This is a genomic window from Bradyrhizobium stylosanthis (assembly GCF_001641335.1).
In the GTDB taxonomy this organism is placed as follows: domain Bacteria; phylum Pseudomonadota; class Alphaproteobacteria; order Rhizobiales; family Xanthobacteraceae; genus Bradyrhizobium; species Bradyrhizobium stylosanthis.
Map to the genome: position 1 here is coordinate 1,001,827 of NZ_LVEM01000004.1, position 18,834 is coordinate 1,020,660.

The window sequence follows — 18,834 nt, forward strand, 5'->3', positions numbered from 1 at the left end:
GCGCGCGACACCGCAATCGATGTCGGTTCGTCGAACGGACAGATGCGTGCCTAACAAGAGAGGATTTTCGATGAAGAAGCTCGCGCTCGCCGCAACGGTGATCGTCGCCGCCGGCCTGACGATGCCCGGCGTGGCCCTCGCCAAAGGCGGCCATGGTCACGGCCATGGTGGTGGTCATGGCCATCACGGCGGATACCACGGCCATCGCCACGGCACCCCGCCGGGATGGCATCATGGACGCAAGGTCGGCTGGCGTGGTCACGGGTGCCCGCCCGGCCTGTGGAAACAAGGCCGCTGCTGACGCGAAGCAGCCATCTTGACGAGGCGCCGCCCATCACAAGGCGGCGCCTTTTTAAATGCCCAGCCGGTCGCGCACGCGGCCCGCGATCACGGCCGTCGTGACGCCGACCGGCCAGAACGCGTGCATCGGGATCGGGTTGATGCCCGTGATCGGCATGTCGATTTCGGCCTTGGCGCCGCCGATCAGCCGGCGCGCGAGCTGCGCGCCCATCGCAGTCGAAAGCGCAACGCCGCGGCCGTTGCAGCCGAGCGAGATCAGGACGCTCTCCGCGGGCTCGTGCACATGCGGATAGTGGTCCTTGGTGATGGCGAGGCGGCTGTTCCAGCCATGGGTCCACGACACGCCCTTGAGCTGGGGCCAAAGCCTCTCCGCATAACGCATGAGATAGGCGACGTCGTTCGGCGAGTTGATCCAGCGCATCGGGCCGCGGCCGCCCATCAAGAGGCGGTTCTGCTGGTCGATGCGGTAATAGACGGTGATATGGCCGCTCTCGTAGAGCACCGGCCGCGTCGGCATGATCGAACGCGCGATCTCGTCCGACAGCGGCGCAGTGGCGGCGATCGAGGAGAACACCGGGACGATGGTTCTGCGAAGCGCGGGCCAGAGATCGTCGGTAAAGCCGTTGGTGGCGAGCAGCACCTTGTCTGCGTGGACGACCGCACGCGGCGTCTCGATGCGCCAGCGGCCGCCGTCGCGGCGCAATGACAGCGCCGGCGTCTCGCCATGGACTTTCGCGCCGGCCGAGATCGCGGCGCGCGCGAGACCACGGGCGTAGCTCAGGGGATGCAGATCGCCGCCACGCGTATCGAACATGGCGCCGATGTAGCGGCCGGTGCCGGTCATCTCGCGCAGCTGCTCACGGTTGAGGTACGACACCGGCATGCCGCGGCGGATGCATTGCTGCGCCGTCTTTTCGATCGCGGCGGCGCTGGCCTCGTTATAGGCCGCGCGGAGCGTGCCGCCCTGCCGCGCTTCGCAGGGGATCTGGTAGCGGCGGATCAGATCGTGGGTGAAGTTCGTGGTGCCGTAGGAGAATTCGATCATGCGGCGACCGAGCTCGGGGCCGAAATCCGCCTCGATCTGGTCAGGGTCGTGCTTCAGCCCGGGATTGGTGTGGCCGCCATTGTTGCCGGACGCGCCCCAGCCCGGCTCCTGCGCCTCCAGCACCAGCGCCTCGACGCCCTGCTCGGCCAGATGCAATGCGGTGGAGAGCCCAGTATAGCCGCCGCCGACGATCGCGACGGAGACAGTCTTGTCGGTATCAAGCGGTGGCGTCGCCACCGGCGCGACGGCGGTGTCGGCATAGAGCGAAGGCGGCAGCGGCAGGCGCGTCATTGCAAGATCCGGTCAGAGCGGATGCAGCACGCGGCGCAGGAAATCCTGCGTGCGCGGATGCTGGGGTTGGTTGAGCAGCGCCTTGGCCGGCCCCTGCTCGACGATCACGCCGCCGTCGATGAACAGCACGCGATCGGCGACGTCGCGGGCAAAGCCCATCTCGTGGGTGACGACGACCATGGTCATGCCGTCGTCGGCGAGCTTGCGCATCACGCCGAGCACGTCGCCGACGAGCTCGGGATCGAGCGCCGAGGTCGGCTCGTCGAACAGGATCGCCTTGGGCTGCATCGCCAGCGCCCGCGCGATCGCGACGCGCTGCTGCTGGCCGCCGGAGAGCTGCGGCGGATGCGCATCGGCCTTCTCGGCGAGCCCGACCTGGGCGAGCAGCGCGCGGCCGCGTTCCAGCACCTGGGCACGCGGCTCCTTCTTCACGAACAGCGGACCTTCGACCACGTTCTCCAGCACCGTCCGGTGCGGGAATAGATTGAAGCGCTGGAACACCATCGAGACCTGGGTGCGGATGTTCACGATCGACGGCGCGTCGCGGTCGACCTTCAGGCCCTCGACGCTGATCTCGCCGCGATCATAGCTCTCGAGCCCGTTGATGCAGCGCAGGATGGTCGACTTGCCCGAGCCCGACGGCCCGATGATGCAGACCACTTCGCCCTTCTGGACGGACGCCGAGATGCCCTTGAGCACCTCGTTCTGGCCAAAACTCTTGTGGACGTCGGTGAGCTCGATCATTTCTTGCCGGCCCGCTTCTCGAAATGACGGACCAGCAGGATCAGCGGGATGCTCATGGTGAGATACATCAGCGCCACCAGCGTGAACACGCTGGTGTTCTTGAAGGTCGAGGACGCGATCAGCTTGCCCTGCAGGGCAAGCTCCGCGACCGTGATGGTAGAGGCTTGCGAGGAATCCTTCAGCATCATGATCATGACGTTGCCGTAGGGCGGCAGCACGATGCGCACCGCCTGCGGCAGCACCACCCGCCGCATGGTGAGCCACCAGCCCATGCCGATCGACTGCGCGGCCTCGATCTGCCCCTTGTCGATGGCCTCGATGCCAGCGCGGAAGTTTTCGGCCTGATAGGCCGAATAGGCGATGCCGAGCCCGAGGATCGCGGCCTGCAGGGCCGACAGCGTGACGCCGAGATCAGGCATCACGAAGTAGAGGTAGAACAGCAGCACGATGATCGGGATGCCGCGGATGACGTTGATCAGGCTGGCGCTGAGCATCGACAGCGCCTTGATGCCGGAGACCCGCATCATCGCCCAGATCAGGCCGAGCACCGTCGAGAGCAGCAGCGAGCCGATCGTGACGACGATCGTCAGCGCGACGCCGTTCATCAGGATCGGGAAGAACTCGACGGCGTCGTGCCAGAAGCCTTTCATCGGACAGCCTGCGACGAACCGTTATCAGCCCTGGGCCTTCAGGCCCCATTTATCGAGGATCTTGTCGATGGTGCCGTTGGCCTTCAGCTTGGCGAGCGACGCATTGATCTTGCCGAGCAGCGCCGTCTCGCCCTTGCGCACGCCGATGCCGACCGAGCCCACGGTCACGGGCTTGTAGCCGTCCACGAGGCGAACCTCTGGGAAGCCGCCCTGCTTCAGATTGTAGGCCAGGATCGGATAGTCGGCGTAGCCGGCCTTGAGGCGGCCGGTGTTCACGTCGCGCAGGATGTCGGGAATGGTGTCGTAGGCCTTCACGTCGGCGAACAGGCCGGTCTTCTTCAGCGCGTCGACGAAGGCGGTGCCGACTTGCGCGCCCACGGTCTCACCCTTCAGATCGTCCTGCGTGGCATAGGCCTTGGTGTCGCTCTTCGGCACGACGAGACCTTCGCCATAAGTGTAGATGGGATCGGAGAAATCGACGACCTCCTTGCGCGGCGCGGTGATGAACATCGCGGCGGCGATGATGTCGATCTTGCTCGAGGTCAGCGAGGGGATCAGCGCCGAGAACTGCATCGGCTCGATCTGCACGTTGAAGCCGGCATCCTTGCCGACTTCAGTGACGAGGTCGACCATGATGCCCTGGATGCTGTTGGTCTTGGTGTCGAGGAAGGTGAAGGGAATGCCCGTCGGCGTCGAGCCGACCTTCAGCACCTGCTGCGCCGACGCCGGCGCCATTGCTGCAATTGCGAGTGCCGCGACCGCGGCCAGACCAAAACGCTTCATCGCATCCCCCTTTGGGCTTGGCCGATGGCGGCGCTCGGGCAAAGTCGTGATCAGACGTTGCGGGCCAAGCCGTTTCGGCCTATTTTCACCAATATGAAAATTTGGTCACACTTTCGCGGCCGATGCAAGCGGTTTTCATGCACATGAAGGAAGCGGTTTGACGTGAGCGGTGGCAAAAGAATACGCAAACCGGCCGCCGCAAAGCCGGTCAGGAAGGCCGAGAACGGCAACAAGAGCGGTAACAGGAACGGCAAGAAGGCTACCGTGAAGCCGACGGAGCCAGCAATGGACGTCGCGGTCGGCCGCCGCATCAGGGACCTCCGGCGCGTCAGGCAATTCTCGCTAGAGACGGTCGCTTCGCGCACGGACCTTTCGATCGGCTTCCTCAGCCAGATCGAGCGCGGCCTGTCGTCACCGTCGCTGCGCGTGCTGGCAACGCTCGCCGACGTGCTCGGCGTCGGCATCGCGGCGCTGTTCGGCGCGAGCCCGAGCGCCGACGGCGCCTCGGACCAGGTCGTGACGCGCGGGCTGCAGCGGCCCGAACTGAAACTCTGGCGCACCGGCGTGTCGAAGCAACTGCTCAGCCCGGCCGGCACCGACAACAAGCTCAATCTGTTCCTGGTGCATCTGGAGCCCGGCGGCTCCACCGGCGACGAGCTCTACACCCATGACGGCGAGGAAGCCGGCCTCGTGCTCGAAGGCGAGATGATGCTGACGGTGGACAGCGAGACATGGTCGCTGAAGACCGGCGACAGCTTTAGATTTGCGAGCCGACGGCCGCACCGGTTTTCAAATCCGGCGAACGATGCGAAGGCCGTGGTGCTGTGGGTGAACTGCGTGACGGGGGCGTAGGCACTTTCCGTCCACGCGCACACTCCCAGCCTCGTCATCCTGAAGTGCTCGCGCAGCGAGCCTCGAAGGATGCACGGCCCCGATAGAGCCGGGCCGTCGCCCTTCGAGGGCCGCTACGCGGCCGCCTCAGGGTGACGGTTGATTGATACGGGCGCTCTGCCTCTACATGGTCATTGCGAGCGCAGCGAAGCAATCCAGAATCCCGCTGCGGAAAAAGTCTGGATTGCTTCGTCGCTCCGCTCCTCGCAATGACGAGGGGATAGAGTCTTACCCAAACCGATAGTTATACCTATCCACCGACAGCGCACTGACATCAATGTCCGGCTTCTTGCCGGACAGCATGTCGGCGAGCACGCGGCCCGAACCGCAGGACATGGTCCAGCCGAGCGTGCCGTGGCCGGTGTTGAGGTGGAGGTTGGCGTATTGCGTCGGGCCGATCACGGGCGGGCCGTCCGGCGTCATCGGGCGCAGGCCGCTCCAGAACGTCGCCTTGGAGAGATCGCCGCCGCGCGGGAAGAGATCGGTCAGCGAGTGATCCAGCGTGGCGCGGCGGGCATCGTACAGCTTGCTCGAATAGCCGGAGATCTCGGCGGTGCCACCGACGCGGATGCGATTGCCGAGGCGGGTGATCGCGACCTTGTAGCTCTCGTCCATCACGGTCGATTCCGGCGCGCCGGAGGCGTCCTTGATCGGCACCGTGATCGAATAGCCCTTCACCGGATAGACCGGCAGCGAGATGTCGAGCGGCGCGGCGAGACGCGACGACCAGCTTCCGAGCGCGAGCACGTAGGCGTCCGCCTGCAACGTGCCGGCGCTGGTCACGACACCACTGACGCGCGCGCCGTCGGTGACGATGCGGTCGATGCCGGTGTTGAACATGAAGCGCACACCGAGCGCCTGGGCATGCTTGGCCAGCGCCTGCGTGAACATGTGGCAGTCGCCGGTCTCGTCCTGCGGCAAGCGAAGCCCGCCGGCGAACTTCTCCTTCACGCCTGCTAGCGCCGGCTCGACCGCAATGCAGCCCTCGCGGCTCAGCACCTCGAAGGGCACGCCATATTGCTTGAGCACGGCGATGTCTTCGCCGGTGCCGTCGAGCTGGGACTGGTAGCGGAACAGCTGCAGCGTGCCCTGCGAGCGCTCGTCATATTGAATGCCGATGTCGCGGCGCAGATCACGCAGGCAATCGCGGCTGTATTCCGCGATCGGGATCATCCGGCTCTTGTTGACCGCGTAGCGCTCGCTGGTGCAGTTGCGCAGCATCTTGAGCAGCCAGACCCACATGACGGGATCGAGCTTCGGCCGGATCACCAGCGGGCCGTGCTTCATCAACAGCCACTTGACCGCCTTCACCGGCACGCCGGGACCGGCCCAGGGCGAGGAATAGCCGGGCGACACTTCGCCGGCATTGGCAAAGGAGGTCTCAAGCGCCGGTTCGGGCTGACGGTCGACGACCGTCACCTCATGGCCGGCACGTGCGAGGTAGTAGGCAGAGGTGACACCGATGACACCGCTGCCGAGGATCAGAACTTTCACGCTTGGTCAAACTCCCGCGGCATCACGCTCGCCGCTGCAAGGAAACAACTCGCAACGGCGAGAGCAATTATCAGGCCACCTTCTTGATGGCGTCGCCGAGGATCGAGACCATCTGGTCGATATGGCTCTTCTCGACGATGAGCGGAGGCGACATCGCGAAGCTGTCGCCGCTCATGCGCAGGTAAAGGCCGGTGTTGAAGCAGTCGACCATCACGTCGTAGCCGCGCGCGCCGACGATGCCGTCGCGCGGCGCCAGCTCGACCGCGCCCATCAGGCCGCAATTGCGGATATCGACGACGTTCGGCAGGCCCTTGAGCTGATGCAGCGCATCGCGCCAGTATTCGGCCATCGACGCACCGCGCGTCAGCAGGCCCTCGTCCTTGTAGATGTCGAGCGTCGCGATGCCCGCGGCGCAGGCGGTCGGATGCGCCGAGTAAGTGTAGCCGTGGAACAGCTCCATCGCGTTCTCCGGGCCGACCATCATGCCGTCATGCACCTTGCGGCTCGCGAACACCGCGCCGCAGGGGATGGTGCCGTTGGTGATGCCCTTGGCCGTCGTCATCAGGTCCGGCGTGACGCCGAAGAAGTTGGCGGCGAACGGCGTGCCGAGACGGCCGAAGCCGGTGATGACCTCGTCGAAGATCAGCAGGATGCCGTGCTTGTCGCAGATCTCGCGCAGGCGCTGCAGATAGCCCTTCGGCGGCGGCAGCACCGCGGTCGAACCCGGCACCGGCTCGACGATGACGGCGGCGATGGTCTCGGCGCCGTGCAGGCCGACCAGACGCTCGAGATCGTCGGCGAGCTCGGCGCCATGCTCGGGCTGGTCCTTGGCAAAGGCGTTGCGGGAGAGATCGTGGGTGTGGCGGATGTGGTCGACGCCCGGCAGCAGGGTCGCAAAGGCGCGGCGGTTGGCGACCATGCCGCCGACCGAGGTGCCGCCGAAGCCGACGCCGTGATAGCCGCGCTCGCGGCCGATCAGGCGGGTGCGGCTCGACTGGCCGTTGGCGCGATGATAGGCGAGGGCGATCTTCAGCGCGGTGTCGACCGATTCAGAGCCGGAGTTGGTGAAGAAGATGCGATCGAGGCCTTTCGGCGCGATCTCGGCAAGGCGCTCGGCGAAGTCGAAGGCCAGCGGATGACCCATCTGGAAGGTCGGTGCGAAGTCCAGCGTCATGAGCTGGCGTTCGACCGCGGCAGCGATCTGCTTGCGGCCGTGGCCGGCATTGACGCACCAGAGGCCGGCGGAGCCGTCGATCACCTTGCGGCCGTCGACGGTGGTGTAGTGCATGCCCTCGGCCGAGGAGAACAGGCGCGGCGCCTTCTTGAACTGCCGATTGGCCGTGAACGGCATCCAGAACGAGTCGGTCTTGATAGTGTTCGGAATCTGATGAAGGGTCACGGCCGCGCTCCTTTGCTGACCCGCTAGCAGAGCCACGGCTTGGAAACCGCAACAAGTCCTTTTCTGGTGACCTGCAAGCCATTGATTTCGCTAGGGCAGCCGGTCCATATTTGCGCGATCCGCAACACCTGCAACACGGGACCCCAGGCTATGAGCGTCGACATCGGTGGACGGCTGCGATTCATCCGGGCGCGTCACAAGCTGTCGCAGCGCGAGCTGGCAAAACGCGCCGGCGTCACCAATTCGACGATCTCGTTGATCGAATCCAACCAGATGAACCCGTCGGTCGGCGCGCTCAAGCGCATCCTCGACGGCATCCCGATGGGGCTCGCCGAGTTCTTCGCGCTGGAGCCGGAGTCCAGGCGCAAGATCTTCTACCGCGCGGAGGAACTGACCGAGGTCGGCAAGAAACCGATCTCCTATCGGCAGATCGGCGACAATCTGTTCGGACGCAGCCTGCAGATCCTGAAAGAGCGTTACGAGCCAGGCAGCGACACCGGGCGCGTGCATCTCGTCCATGACGGCGAGGAAGGCGGTATCGTGATCTCCGGCAAGCTCGAAGTTACCGTCGAGGACGAGCGCCGCATCCTCAATCCCGGCGACGCCTATTATTTCGAGAGCCGCCGTCCGCATCGTTTCCGCTGTGTCGGCGGCAAGGCTTGCGAGGTGATCTCGGCATGCACGCCGCCGACATTCTGACGCGGTAATTCGCCTCATCCGGGATCCTACGGAGTGCCCCGGTGTCTTACGGAGCTTGAGGCATCTCAATTTCCGCGCGCCGGTCCTCTATATGATGCGAGCCGTAGCCGAGAGACATTCCGGCGCCGCTTCTTAACAGGGCCCGCAGATGAAGATCACGCTCGCCAATGCCGAGGCTGCGCTCGACGAAGTGCAGCGCGATGCCGACAAGCTCCATTCGCGCGAGCTGCGCAAGGTCATCGCCGAGTACATCGAGACACAGCGCGAGGCGCTGAAGGCGATCCGCAAGAAATTGCACTAGCAGAACGCGGCGGAGCGAGACGAGCTCGCCCCGCCTTGCTCCACTCAGCGCTGCGTCAGCAACTCCTCGATCTTGATCGGGAAGCGGCGCACGCGCACACCGGTCGCATGCCACACCGCGTTGGCGACCGCGCCGGCGCTGCCGGTGATGCCAATCTCGCCGACGCCCTTGATGCCGAGCGCATTCACATGCGGGTCGTGCTCCTCGACCGTGATCACGTCGAGCGGCGGCACGTCGGCATTCACCGGAATGTGGTACTCGCCGAGATTGGCATTCATGATCCTGCCGCTGCGGCGATCGGTGACGGCCTCCTCGTGCAGCGCGAAGGACATGCCCCAGATCATGCCGCCGAACAGCTGGCTCTTCACCAGATGCGGGTTGACGATGCGTCCCGCGGCAAAGGCGCCGACCATGCGGCTGACGCGGACCTGGCCGAGCTCGGGATCGACCTTCACTTCCGCGAACACCGCGCCGTGGGCGTGCATCGCATACTCTTCCATCGCCGCCGGGTTCGGCGCACCGGTGCCGCGGGCCTCGACCTCGGCGACGCCTGCGCGCGCGAGGATCTCGGCATAGCTCTCGCTGCGGCTCTCGTCGTCGCGACGGATCAGCCTGCCGTCCCGCGCGATCACGCCCGCATTGCCGGCACCGAACAGCGGCGAGCGCTCGTCATTGGTTGCGAGATCGGCGAGCTTTGCGATCACGGCCGCGCCGGCACTGTGGATCGCGGCGCCTGCAGTCGCCGTATGCGCCGAGCCGCCGGCGATGCCGGCATCAGGCAGGTCGGATGTGCCGGCCTTGAAGTCCACGCGGTCGATATCGAGACCGACGGCATCGGCCGCGATCTGGGCAAGCGCCGTCCAGGCGCCCTGCCCCATGTCGTGCGCGCCGATCTCCATCGCGCCCGAGCCGTCGCGGCGGAGCACAGCGCGCGCCTCGGCCTGGAACATCAGCGCGGGGAACGTCGCGGTGCCCATCCCCCAGCCGACCAGAAGTCCGGCATCGTCGCGCATCTGTCGGGGCTGGAGCGAGCGTTTCGCCCAGCCGAAACGCGCTGCGCCCTGATCGTAGCAGGCACGCAGCGCTTTCGAGGAGAACGGTCGTCCCGTCATCGGCTCGACCTCGGCATAGTTCTTCAGGCGGAAGGCGAGCGGGTCGATGCCGCAGGCCCAGGCCATCTCGTCGATCGCGCTCTCCAGCGCGATCGAGCCCGTCGCCTCGCCCGGCGCGCGCATGAACAGCGGCGTGCCGGTGTTGACGCGCACGGCATCGTGCGAGGTGCGGATCGCCGGCGCCGCATAGAGCGTGTGCGAGGCGTCGGCCGCAGGCTCGTAGAAATCGTCGAACGTGCTCGACACGGTCCTGGCGTGATGATCGAGCGCGGTCAGGCGCCCCTCGCCGTCGGTGCCGATGCGCAGCCGCTGACGCGTCGGCGCGCGATGGCCGACCGGGCCGTACATCTGCTCACGCCGCAGCACGAGCTTGACCGGCTTGCCGACAAGCTTAGCGGCCATGATGCCGAGGGTCGGCGGGCCGGACATCAGCCCCTTCGAGCCGAAACCGCCACCGAGGAACGGACTGCGGATGTGGATCTTGTCGGGCGCAATGCCGAACAGCTCGGCGATGCGGCCGAGCGACAGCATCAGGCCCTGGGTCGGCATGTCGATCTGCAGATTGTCACCGTTCCAATGAGCCACGATGGCGTGCGGCTCCATCGCATTGTGATATTGCGGCGGTGTCTCGTAGGTCGCGTCGATCTGCTTCTCGGCCGCGGCGAGGCCCGCCTCGACATCGCCATGGGTGTTTTCAGTGGGATTGCCGACGCCGACGACCGGCGGCACGTAGCTCTCGCCGGCGTCGAGCCCGACGAGCGCAGTTTGCACGTCATATCGCGGCGCCAGCAGCGTGGCGCCTTCCGTCGCCGCCTCCAGCGTCTCGGCAATCACCACCGCGATCGGCTGGTTGGCATAGCGGACCTCATGGCTCTGCAGCACCTCCATCCGGAACACGAACGGATTGGTCTTGATCTCCGGATCGATCGCGAGCTTCGGCTTGTGGTCGGGCGTCATGACCTCCACCACGCCTGGATGACGCTTGGCGGCCGCGACATCGAGCGAGGTCACGCGGCCGCGCGCGATGCTGGCGACGGCCATCACGGCAAACAGCATGCCGGGCGGATGATTGTCGGCGGCATAGGTCGCACGCCCCGTGACCTTGAGAACGCCGTCACGGCGGGTCAGCGGCTGGCCGATGTTCGAGCCGTGCCGCAGATGGGCGGGCGCGCTGGTCAGGTTGAGCTCAGGCATGAATGGCTCCAGACGTCGAGGCAAAGGGAGAGGCCGGCAGCGCGGGGATGCGCGCGGGCGTGCCGGCAGCGGCAAGGGTCAGCGCGCGCACGACGATGCGGCGCGCCAGCTCGATCTTGAAGGCGTTGTCGCCGGACGGTTTTGCGTCGGTGAGCGCGCGCCAGGCGGCCTCCTGGAATGCGTCGGCCGTGGGCGCGACGTTCCTGAGAACGTCCTCCGCGGCGCGGGCGCGCCAGGGCTTTGCGGCAACGCCGCCGAGCGCAAGCCGGGCCTCGGCGATCTTGCCGTTCTCGATCCGCAACGCAGCCGCGGCCGAGACGACCGCAAAGGCATAGGACGTGCGCTCGCGGACCTTGAGGTAGCGCGCATGCGTCGCAAAGCCACGCGCTGCGGCCAGCAGGCGCACGGCGACGATGAGGTCGCCGGGCTCGAGCGCCGATTCACGCTCGGGCGTCTGGCCGGGCAGGCGATGCAGCTCCTCCAGCGCGATCTCGCGGCGGCCGCTCCTGCCCTCGATCTCGACGACGGCATCGAGCGCGACCAGCGGCACGCAGAAATCGGAGGGGTGCGTGGCGATGCAGCTCTCGCTCCAGCCGAGCACGGCATGGCCGCGGTTCTCGCCATCGCGGGCATCGCAGCCGCTGCCGGGCTCGCGCTTGTTACAGCGGCTGGCGGTGTCGTAGAAGTACGCGCAGCGCGTCCGCTGCAGCAGATTGCCGCCGACGGTCGCGGCGTTGCGCAGTTGCGCGGACGCACCGGAGAGCAGCGCTTCGGCCACGGCCGGATAGGACTTGGCGAAGTTTGCGTCATGCGCGAGATCGGCATTGCTGACCAGCGCGCCAATGCGCAACGATCCGTCGGCGAGGGTCTCGATCTGATCGAGCCCGTGAAGATGCGTGACGTCGACCAGGCGATCCGGACGGCTGACGCCGCCCTTCATCAGATCGAGCAAATTGGTACCGGCGGCAAGATAGACGGCGCCCGGCTGCGCGGCGGCGCTAACCGCCTCCGCGACCGTGGCGGGCCTGACATAATCGAACTGTTTCATGCGGAGCGCCTCTGGTTGGTCTCATCCATGCGTCCTTGCGCTTCCTGCACGGCATCGACGATGCCGGCATAGGCGCCGCAGCGGCACAGATTGCCGCTCATGCATTCGCGGATGCGTTCGGGATCGTTGCCGGCCTGGGCTTCCTGCATCATGCCGATCGCGCTCATGATCTGGCCGGGCGTGCAGAAACCGCACTGGAAACCGTCATGGGCGATGAACGCCGCCTGCACCGGATGAAGCTGGTCGCCGCGCGCAACGCCTTCGATGGTGAGGATGTCGGCGCCGTCATGGCTGATGGCGAGCGCAAGGCACGAATTGATGCGCTTGCCGTCGACGAGAATAGTGCAGGCGCCGCACTGGCCGCGATCGCATCCCTTCTTGGTTCCGGTGAGATGGAGGCGCTCACGCAGGAGATCGAGCAGCGTGACGCGGGGATCGTCGAGGACGAACTCGCGCCGTGCACCGTTCACCGTGAGGCTGATGGAGTGGTTCATACAAGGCTCCGATCAGATATGGACATGGCTCATCGTTCGGCGCGCCACCTCCGTGGCCGCCGTCGATATCGCGCCGCCCTGACGTGATCCGGGCCGGCGCATTGAACAAGATACGGAGGCACCCTCCGCTTAACAAGGGCCGCCCGGAAATATTTGGAATTCGTCAAAAGCCCGTGGGCATACAACGCGATGCAGCCCTGCAAAGGTTCTCGCGAGGGTTCAATCTAACCAATTCGTGATCTACATTGCGGAGATGGACGACCACACTGACCATAGCCGAAAGCCTCGCGCCGATGCCGTGCGCAATCGCGAGCGCGTGCTGGAGGCGGCCAAGGCCGTGTTCAGCGCCGGCGGGCCCGAGGCGAGCCTGGAGGCCGTGGCGAAACGCGCCGGCGTCGGCATCGGCACGCTCTACCGGCACTTCCCGACGCGCGAGGATCTGTTCGAGGCGGTGTACCGGCGCGAGGTCGAGCAGCTCAGCGAGCTCGCCGAGCAATTGAAGAACGCGAAGGATCCGGTCGACGCGCTCAGGCGCTGGCTGAATTCCACGGTCGAGTTCGTGGCCACCAAGAAAGGCATGTCGGCCGCGCTGGCGCTGACGTTCCAGAGCACGTCGGAGCTCGCCGCCTTCTCTATGGACCGGCTGACCAAGGCGATCGGCTCGCTGCTCGAGCGTGCGGTTGCAGCCGGCGAGATGCGCGGCGATATCAGCCCGGAGGACCTGCTCAGGGCCTTGATCGGCATGTGCTACATGCACGATCAGCCCGGCTGGCAGTCGTCCGTGCTGCGGATGCTCGACGTGTTCGTCGACGGTTTGCGGGTGCAGCCGGCGGGCAAGCCCAAAGCTCGCCCCGCGGCGAAGCCCGCCAAGCCTGCGGTGAAACGGAAGCGATAGCCCGCCCGTATGTCCGATGGGGCGTGCTAGGATCGGCCCCGCCGGGATCTCAACGCGGAGCCTGCCATGCGCATTGCCGCCCTGCTCGTCGCCCTCAGTGTCGCTCTCATCGGCCTTTCAGCACGCGCCGACGACATCGCGACTGCGCAAGGCGTCATCCGCGCCCAGGAGCAGGCCTTCGTGCGCGACGATGCGAGCGCCGCCTATTCCTACGCCGCCCCCGCGATCAAGGAGATCTTTCCCGCGCCTGAGATCTTCATGTCGATGGTGCAGAACGGCTACGCACCGGTCTATCGCCACAAGAGCTTTGAATTCGGCGAGAGCAAGGTCGAAGGCAGCCGGATCGCCCAGCGCGTCCACATCGTCGATGCCAATGGCGAAGCCTGGGAGGCGCTCTACACGCTCGAGCAGCAGGCCGACGGCAGCTACAAGATCACCGGCTGCACGCTGCTGAAGGCCGGACAGGCGGTCTAAGTCGCAAAACCCGGCCCGGCTCTGACCGAGCCCATCCGCGAGCGGATCAGCAGCAGAACGACGATGCTGATATTGAGCGCATTCCACGCCACGCCGTTGGCGAAGGCCGCGCCGTAGGAGCCGGTGGCGTCGAAGATGACGCCCGAGACCCAGCCGCCGAACGACATGCCGAACACAGAGGCGAAGATCACGATGCCGACGCGGGTTGCGGCCTCGCGAGCCGGCATCGCCTCGCGCACGATGATTGCGTAGCTCGGCACGATGCCACCCTGGAACAGGCCGAACATCGCCGAGATGATGTAGAGCGAGGCGAGGCTGTCGAAGAACAGGTAGAACACCAGTGCAAACCCTTGCGCCAGCGATCCGACCAGCAGCGTGGGGATGCCGCCGATCTTGTCGGCGAGATAACCCGAACCGATCCGGCTGACGATACCGCAGGCCATCATCAGCGACAGCATCTCGGCGCCGCGCGCCACGCCATAGCCGAGGTCGCCGCAATAGGCGACGATATGCACCTGCGGCATCGCCATGGCGACGCAGCAGGAGATGCTGGCGATCGAGAGCAGCACGGTCAGCGTGTTGGTCGAGAGCTTGAGATCGACCCGCGGCGGCGGCGCCTTGGCATGGTCGTGCACCGTGTCATTGCCGATCTGCGCGCGCAGGACCAGAACCAGAACCGTCATCAGCACCACGCAGACGATGCCGATGCCGATATGGGTGTGGCGCCAGCCGATCGACTGCATGCCGAAGTTCACGATCGGCGGCCACATCGTGCCGGCGACATAATTGCCGCTGGCGACAATGGTCACGGCAAGCCCGCGATAGCGCTCGAACCAGTGCGAGGCCTCCGCCATCAGCGGCGCGAAGGTCGCGGATGTGCCGAGCCCGATCAGGAAATAGGCCGCAATGAACTGCCAGAGCTGCGTCGACAGCCCGGCCAGCGTGTTGGCGATGCCGAGGAAGACGATGCTGATCGCCATGGCCCGCACGATGCCGAACCGGTCCGTGATCTTGCCGGCGATGACGCCGCCGAGCCCGAAGCCGAACATCATGAGGGTAAAGGCCAGCGACACCGCGCCGCGCGTGGCGGCGAACTCGGTCTGCACCGCGGGAATCATCACGACGATCGCCCACATGCCGACGCCGCCGATCGAGCCGATCACCAGCGCAATGACAAGCCGCATCCAGGCCTGACGGGAATCAGGGCTGAATGAATCTGGTGTTTGTCCGGGATGAATTGGCGCGTGCACGGAGCGGAACATGACCCGCGGATCACCACACGGTCAACCAACGTGGCGATATATTGGGCATGCGCGGTGCACTGCGGTAAGAAGGAGCTTGGCGGATGCGCGTTTTGCCACTAGTTTGCAATCAGCGTGTGCAACATTGCCGCGCGAGGAGCATATCGGCGAAATGTTGTTGCGGTTGACGCGATCGGTGCGGATCAGGGTGGGGCGGATCATCGCTCTCGCCTATCTGTTCTGCGTGCTCGCACCCGCCATGGCACTGGCCTGGGGCACTGGCCCGGCGCCGTGCCTTGACGACGCGCTTCTCGCCGATCTCGTGCCGGCGCATCACCAGATGCAGGCCGGCCACACGCATGACGGCGCCTGGCACGACCACGCCGGCGCGCACGCGCATCACCAGACCGCGGCACAGGACACATCGGCGTCGCATCATCATGACGGCAAGGGAACAGTTGGTCCTTGCTGCGCGATGATGTGCGTCAGTGCCCTGCCGGCCGATCTGCCCAGCGTCGCCACACCGGTCCAGCCGATGTCGACCTGCGCGCCCGAGATCGTGGCCAGCCTGCACAGCGCGGCACCGTCCCGGCACTATCGCCCCCCCATCGCCTGATCTGATTCGACGACGTCAGGTCCGGCGCGCGTCCGCGCGCGTGCACCTGTGGTCTCACGACAGATCAAGGATGACTCATGCTTGCGCTTTCCGGGGCGAAGTTCGCCGCCGCATCTGCGGCGCGTGGACGACATACTCTATTTAATTGGCCGCTGCTGGCCGTGATTGCGCTCGCGCTGTCCGGCTGCATGCCGGCGACCACGCAGGTCGCGGGCGCTGATCCTGCCGATCCCGCGGCGAAGACGGCGCGCGTCGGCTATCGCTCGACCATTGCGCCCTACTCCAGCCTCAGGCCCGCGACGCCGGCGCCATGGCGCGACCGCAACGACGCGGTCACGCCGCAGCCGAAGCAAGACCGGTAGGAGTGCGCCATGACACATTATCTTGCGCGCGGCCTGCTCGTGTTCGCAGCATTCGGGCTCTCCGGCTGCATGGCGTTCTCGCCGGACGCTGGCATGACGACGGTTTCGGACCTCGCCAGCCGGACCATCAACAAGGACGTCGCCTTCGTCCGATCGGCCGAGGGAGCCGCTGTAGTCGAGGCGCGCGTTCGCCAGTTGCTGGCGCGAACACTCGGCGCAGACGCGGCGGTGCAGATCGCGCTGCTCAACAACAAGGGGCTGCAGGCCACCTATAACGAGCTTGCGCTGGCCGAGACCGAATTGGTGGAGCAGAGCCTGCCGCCCAATCCGGTGTTCTCGATCTCGCGGATCACGGGCAATGGCGCGAGCGAGATCGAGCGCCAGGTGGTCGGCGACATCCTCGCGCTCGCCACCCTGCCGTTCCGCTCCGAGATCGCCCGCGACCGCTTCCGTCAGGCGCAATTGCGCGCCGCGCTGGCGACCTTGCGGCTCGCGGCCGACGTGCGCCGCGCCTATGTCCGCACCGTCGCCGGCAACGAGATGGTGGCGCTGCTGACCGACGCGAAGGCGACGGCGGAATCGACCGCACAGCTTGCCGTCAAGCTCGGCGAGACCGGCTCGCTCAACAAGCTCGACCAGGCCCGCGAGCAGGTGTTCTATGCCGAGACGACAGCCGATCTCGCCACCGCGCGGCAGAGCGCGACAAGCGCGCGCGAAAAACTCGCACGGCTGATGGGGCTGTGGGACGACGGCCTCGACTTCCGTCTGCCCAACCAGTTGCCGCCGCTGCCGCGCCGGCCGCAGAGCCTGCCTGGAATCGAAGCCGACGCGGTGGCGCATCGCGTCGACCTGCAGATCGCACGGCTGGAACTGACCGCGCTGGCGAAGTCGCTGAACCTCACCGAGGCAACGCGCTTCGTGACGCTGCTCGATCTCGCCGGCATCTCCCGCCGCACCCAGGACCCCGAGGGCCCGCCGTTCCGCGAGCGCGGCTTCGACGTGCAGTTCCAGATTCCGATCTTCGACGGCGGCGAGGTGCGGGTACGGCAGGCGGCGGAGACCTACAACCTCGCCTTCAACCGCCTGACCGAGCGCGCCGTGAATGTCCGCTCGGAAGCGCGCGATGCTTATCGTGTCTATCGCTCCAGCTACGACATCGCGAGCCACTACCAGCGCGAGATCATCCCGTTGCGCAAGATCATCACCGAGGAGATGCAGCTCCGCTTCTCCAGCATGCAGGTCGATATCTTCGCGCTACTCACGGAGGCGCGGCAGCGCCTGGCGTCGTTGCGCGGCGCCATCGACGCCAAGCAAAAATTCTTCCTCGCCCAGTCCGACCTGCAGACCGCCGTCAATGGCGGCGGCGCGCCTGCGTCCGGCGGCGAAAATTCAACCACCATCGCCGCGGCAGCGCCTGCCGACGGCGACCACTGAGATGGAGGCCAGCATGTTTTCCCGCCGAGGATTTTTGGGCACCGCAGCCCTTGCCGGCGCGTCGGCCGTCAGCGGCCGCGTCCAGGCCGCGTCGATTCCGGAAGCGCCCACCATGGACAAGGTGGTGATGCAGCCGCCGCTGCATCCCATTGGCGGGCCGGACTACCGCCCCGTGGTCACATTGAACGGCTGGTCGCTGCCGTTCCGCATGAACGGCGACTGGAAGGAATTCCATCTCGTCGCCGAGCCCGTGGTGCGCGAATTCGCCGAGGGCATGAAGGTGAATCTGTGGGGCTACAACGGTCAGTCGCCCGGCCCGACCATCGAGGCGGTCGAGGGCGACAAGGTCCGCATCTTCGTCACCAACAAGCTGCCCGAATACACCACCGTGCACTGGCACGGCATGATCATCCCGAGCGGCATGGACGGCGTCGGCGGATTGACCCAGCCGCACATCAATCCCGGCAAGACCTTCGTCTACGAGTTCGAGATGAAGAAGAGCGGGACCTTCATGTACCACCCGCATTCCGACGAGATGGTGCAGATGGCGATGGGCATGATGGGCATGGTCGTCGTGCATCCGCGCGATCAGAGTTTCCGGCCCGTGGATCGCGACTTCGTCTTCGTGATGAGCACCTATCGCGTCGATCCCGGCACCTATCTGCCGCAGGTCAACGAGATGACCGACTTCAACATGTGGACCTGGAATGCGCGGGTGTTTCCGGGCATCGATCCGCTGCCGGTGCGGCTCGGCGACAAGGTGCGCGTGCGCATCGGCAATCTCAGCATGACCAACCATCCGATCCATCTGCACGGCCACAGCTTCGCGGTGACCTGCACCGACGGCGGCTGGGTGCCGGAGAGCGCGCAATATCCGGAGACGACGACCGACGTTCCGGTCGGCGCCGTCAGGGTGTTCGACGTGCTCGCCGACAATCCCGGCGACTGGGCGTTCCACTGCCACAAGTCGCACCACACCATGAATGCGATGGGGCACGAGGTGCGCAATCTCATCGGCGTATCGCGCAAGGATCTCGCCAAGGCCGTCGGCAAGCTCGCGCCTGACGGCATGGCGATGGGCTCGACCGGCATGGCGATGGGCAACATGGAGATGCCCGCGCCCGACAACACGCTGCCGATGATGACCGGCACCGGCCAGTTCGGCCCGATCGAGATGGGCGGCATGTTGACGGTGATGAAGATCCGCGAGGACCTCGCGCGCGACGATTACCGCGATCCCGGCCCCTACAAATTCCCGCAAGGCACCGTCGCCTACGAGGTCGCATCGCCGGCCGCGGAGCCGGCGCGGCAGAAGCCGGGCGGCCCGCCGATGAAGAACATGAAGATGTGAGCGTTTCGATGAACCA

Annotated in this window: 20 protein-coding genes; 10 read left to right on the top strand and 10 right to left on the bottom strand. The window is 66.1% G+C overall.

What is annotated here, in order from left to right; genetic code table 11:
• Positions 1 to 46 precede the first annotated feature (46 nt).
• Complete coding sequence (locus A7X65_RS41010; RefSeq protein WP_167358291.1) at positions 47 to 301, top strand: hypothetical protein; 255 nt, start codon at positions 47 to 49, stop codon at positions 299 to 301.
• 51 nt (positions 302 to 352) lie between these two features.
• Here A7X65_RS41010 and A7X65_RS31050 read toward each other — a convergent pair whose 3' ends face one another.
• Genes A7X65_RS31050 through A7X65_RS31065 form a run of 4 tightly spaced genes read right to left on the bottom strand, consistent with a single transcriptional unit; the run spans position 353 to position 3,813 of the window.
• Complete coding sequence (locus A7X65_RS31050; protein WP_063692435.1) at positions 353 to 1,636, bottom strand: NAD(P)/FAD-dependent oxidoreductase; 1,284 nt, start codon at positions 1,634 to 1,636, stop codon at positions 353 to 355.
• Positions 1,637 to 1,648: 12 nt separating this feature from the next.
• Positions 1,649 to 2,380, bottom strand: a complete 732-nt coding sequence (locus A7X65_RS31055) for an amino acid ABC transporter ATP-binding protein (RefSeq protein WP_063692437.1) — start codon at positions 2,378 to 2,380, stop codon at positions 1,649 to 1,651.
• The gene (locus A7X65_RS31060) at positions 2,377 to 3,030 is read right to left on the bottom strand and encodes an amino acid ABC transporter permease (protein ID WP_063692439.1); all 654 of its coding nucleotides are present in this window, start codon (positions 3,028 to 3,030) and stop codon (positions 2,377 to 2,379) included. Before A7X65_RS31060 ends, A7X65_RS31055 begins: the two co-directional genes overlap by 4 nt.
• A gap of 24 nt (positions 3,031 to 3,054) precedes the next feature.
• On the bottom strand, positions 3,055 to 3,813 hold the full coding sequence (locus tag A7X65_RS31065) for an ABC transporter substrate-binding protein (RefSeq protein ID WP_063692440.1): 759 nt from the start codon (positions 3,811 to 3,813) through the stop codon (positions 3,055 to 3,057).
• A gap of 162 nt (positions 3,814 to 3,975) precedes the next feature.
• On the opposite strand from A7X65_RS31065, the gene A7X65_RS31070 reads away from it, so the two are divergent.
• Entirely contained in the window at positions 3,976 to 4,665 is a 690-nt protein-coding gene (locus A7X65_RS31070; protein WP_063692442.1) for a helix-turn-helix domain-containing protein, read from the top strand.
• Between the two features lie 267 nt (positions 4,666 to 4,932).
• Here A7X65_RS31070 and A7X65_RS31075 read toward each other — a convergent pair whose 3' ends face one another.
• Together A7X65_RS31075 and aptA are read right to left on the bottom strand one after the other, a co-directional pair.
• On the bottom strand, positions 4,933 to 6,198 hold the full coding sequence (locus tag A7X65_RS31075; protein ID WP_063692443.1) for a D-amino acid dehydrogenase: 1,266 nt from the start codon (positions 6,196 to 6,198) through the stop codon (positions 4,933 to 4,935).
• Between the two features lie 70 nt (positions 6,199 to 6,268).
• Entirely contained in the window at positions 6,269 to 7,597 is a 1,329-nt protein-coding gene (gene aptA, locus A7X65_RS31080) for an omega-aminotransferase AptA (RefSeq protein ID WP_063692445.1), read from the bottom strand.
• Between the two features lie 150 nt (positions 7,598 to 7,747).
• Between aptA and A7X65_RS31085 the strand changes: the two genes are divergently transcribed.
• Together A7X65_RS31085 and A7X65_RS42885 are read left to right on the top strand one after the other, a co-directional pair.
• The gene (locus tag A7X65_RS31085) at positions 7,748 to 8,296 is read left to right on the top strand and encodes a cupin domain-containing protein (protein WP_027562566.1); all 549 of its coding nucleotides are present in this window, start codon (positions 7,748 to 7,750) and stop codon (positions 8,294 to 8,296) included.
• 148 nt (positions 8,297 to 8,444) lie between these two features.
• Positions 8,445 to 8,597, top strand: a complete 153-nt coding sequence (locus A7X65_RS42885) for a hypothetical protein (protein WP_167358309.1) — start codon at positions 8,445 to 8,447, stop codon at positions 8,595 to 8,597.
• Between the two features lie 44 nt (positions 8,598 to 8,641).
• Here A7X65_RS42885 and A7X65_RS31090 read toward each other — a convergent pair whose 3' ends face one another.
• Genes A7X65_RS31090 through A7X65_RS31100 form a run of 3 tightly spaced genes read right to left on the bottom strand, consistent with a single transcriptional unit; the run spans position 8,642 to position 12,445 of the window.
• Complete coding sequence (locus A7X65_RS31090; RefSeq protein WP_063692447.1) at positions 8,642 to 10,903, bottom strand: xanthine dehydrogenase family protein molybdopterin-binding subunit; 2,262 nt, start codon at positions 10,901 to 10,903, stop codon at positions 8,642 to 8,644.
• Entirely contained in the window at positions 10,896 to 11,951 is a 1,056-nt protein-coding gene (locus A7X65_RS31095) for an FAD binding domain-containing protein (protein ID WP_063692449.1), read from the bottom strand. Before A7X65_RS31095 ends, A7X65_RS31090 begins: the two co-directional genes overlap by 8 nt.
• Positions 11,948 to 12,445 carry a (2Fe-2S)-binding protein gene (locus A7X65_RS31100; RefSeq protein ID WP_063692450.1) on the bottom strand — a complete coding sequence of 166 codons (498 nt, stop codon included), beginning with the start codon at positions 12,443 to 12,445 and terminating at the stop codon, positions 11,948 to 11,950. Before A7X65_RS31100 ends, A7X65_RS31095 begins: the two co-directional genes overlap by 4 nt.
• A 253-nt stretch (positions 12,446 to 12,698) precedes the next feature.
• On the opposite strand from A7X65_RS31100, the gene A7X65_RS31105 reads away from it, so the two are divergent.
• Both A7X65_RS31105 and A7X65_RS31110 read left to right on the top strand, forming a co-directional pair.
• A complete protein-coding gene (locus A7X65_RS31105; RefSeq protein ID WP_208608631.1) occupies positions 12,699 to 13,340 on the top strand; it encodes a TetR/AcrR family transcriptional regulator in 642 nt (213 codons plus the stop codon).
• Between the two features lie 66 nt (positions 13,341 to 13,406).
• Entirely contained in the window at positions 13,407 to 13,814 is a 408-nt protein-coding gene (locus tag A7X65_RS31110; RefSeq protein ID WP_063692453.1) for a DUF4864 domain-containing protein, read from the top strand.
• Here the strand turns inward: A7X65_RS31110 and A7X65_RS31115 are convergent.
• Positions 13,811 to 15,076 (bottom strand): MFS transporter, encoded by a 1,266-nt coding sequence (locus A7X65_RS31115; RefSeq protein ID WP_063692455.1) that lies wholly within the window; start codon positions 15,074 to 15,076, stop codon positions 13,811 to 13,813. The two genes, A7X65_RS31110 and A7X65_RS31115, sit on opposite strands and share 4 nt — an antisense overlap.
• Before the next feature lie 151 nt (positions 15,077 to 15,227).
• Here A7X65_RS31115 and A7X65_RS31120 point away from each other — a divergent pair, with 151 nt between their 5' ends.
• The 4 genes from A7X65_RS31120 to A7X65_RS31135 all read left to right on the top strand — a co-directional run bounded on the left by A7X65_RS31120 (position 15,228) and on the right by A7X65_RS31135 (position 18,818).
• A complete protein-coding gene (locus tag A7X65_RS31120) occupies positions 15,228 to 15,671 on the top strand; it encodes a hypothetical protein (protein ID WP_063692639.1) in 444 nt (147 codons plus the stop codon).
• A 77-nt stretch (positions 15,672 to 15,748) separates the two neighbouring features.
• Positions 15,749 to 16,033, top strand: coding sequence for a hypothetical protein (locus tag A7X65_RS31125; RefSeq protein WP_063692457.1), 285 nt, complete (start codon positions 15,749 to 15,751; stop codon positions 16,031 to 16,033).
• A gap of 9 nt (positions 16,034 to 16,042) precedes the next feature.
• Positions 16,043 to 17,467 (top strand): TolC family protein, encoded by a 1,425-nt coding sequence (locus A7X65_RS31130; RefSeq protein WP_063692459.1) that lies wholly within the window; start codon positions 16,043 to 16,045, stop codon positions 17,465 to 17,467.
• Between the two features lie 13 nt (positions 17,468 to 17,480).
• Positions 17,481 to 18,818 (top strand): copper oxidase, encoded by a 1,338-nt coding sequence (locus A7X65_RS31135; RefSeq protein WP_063692641.1) that lies wholly within the window; start codon positions 17,481 to 17,483, stop codon positions 18,816 to 18,818.
• Positions 18,819 to 18,834 lie beyond the last annotated feature (16 nt).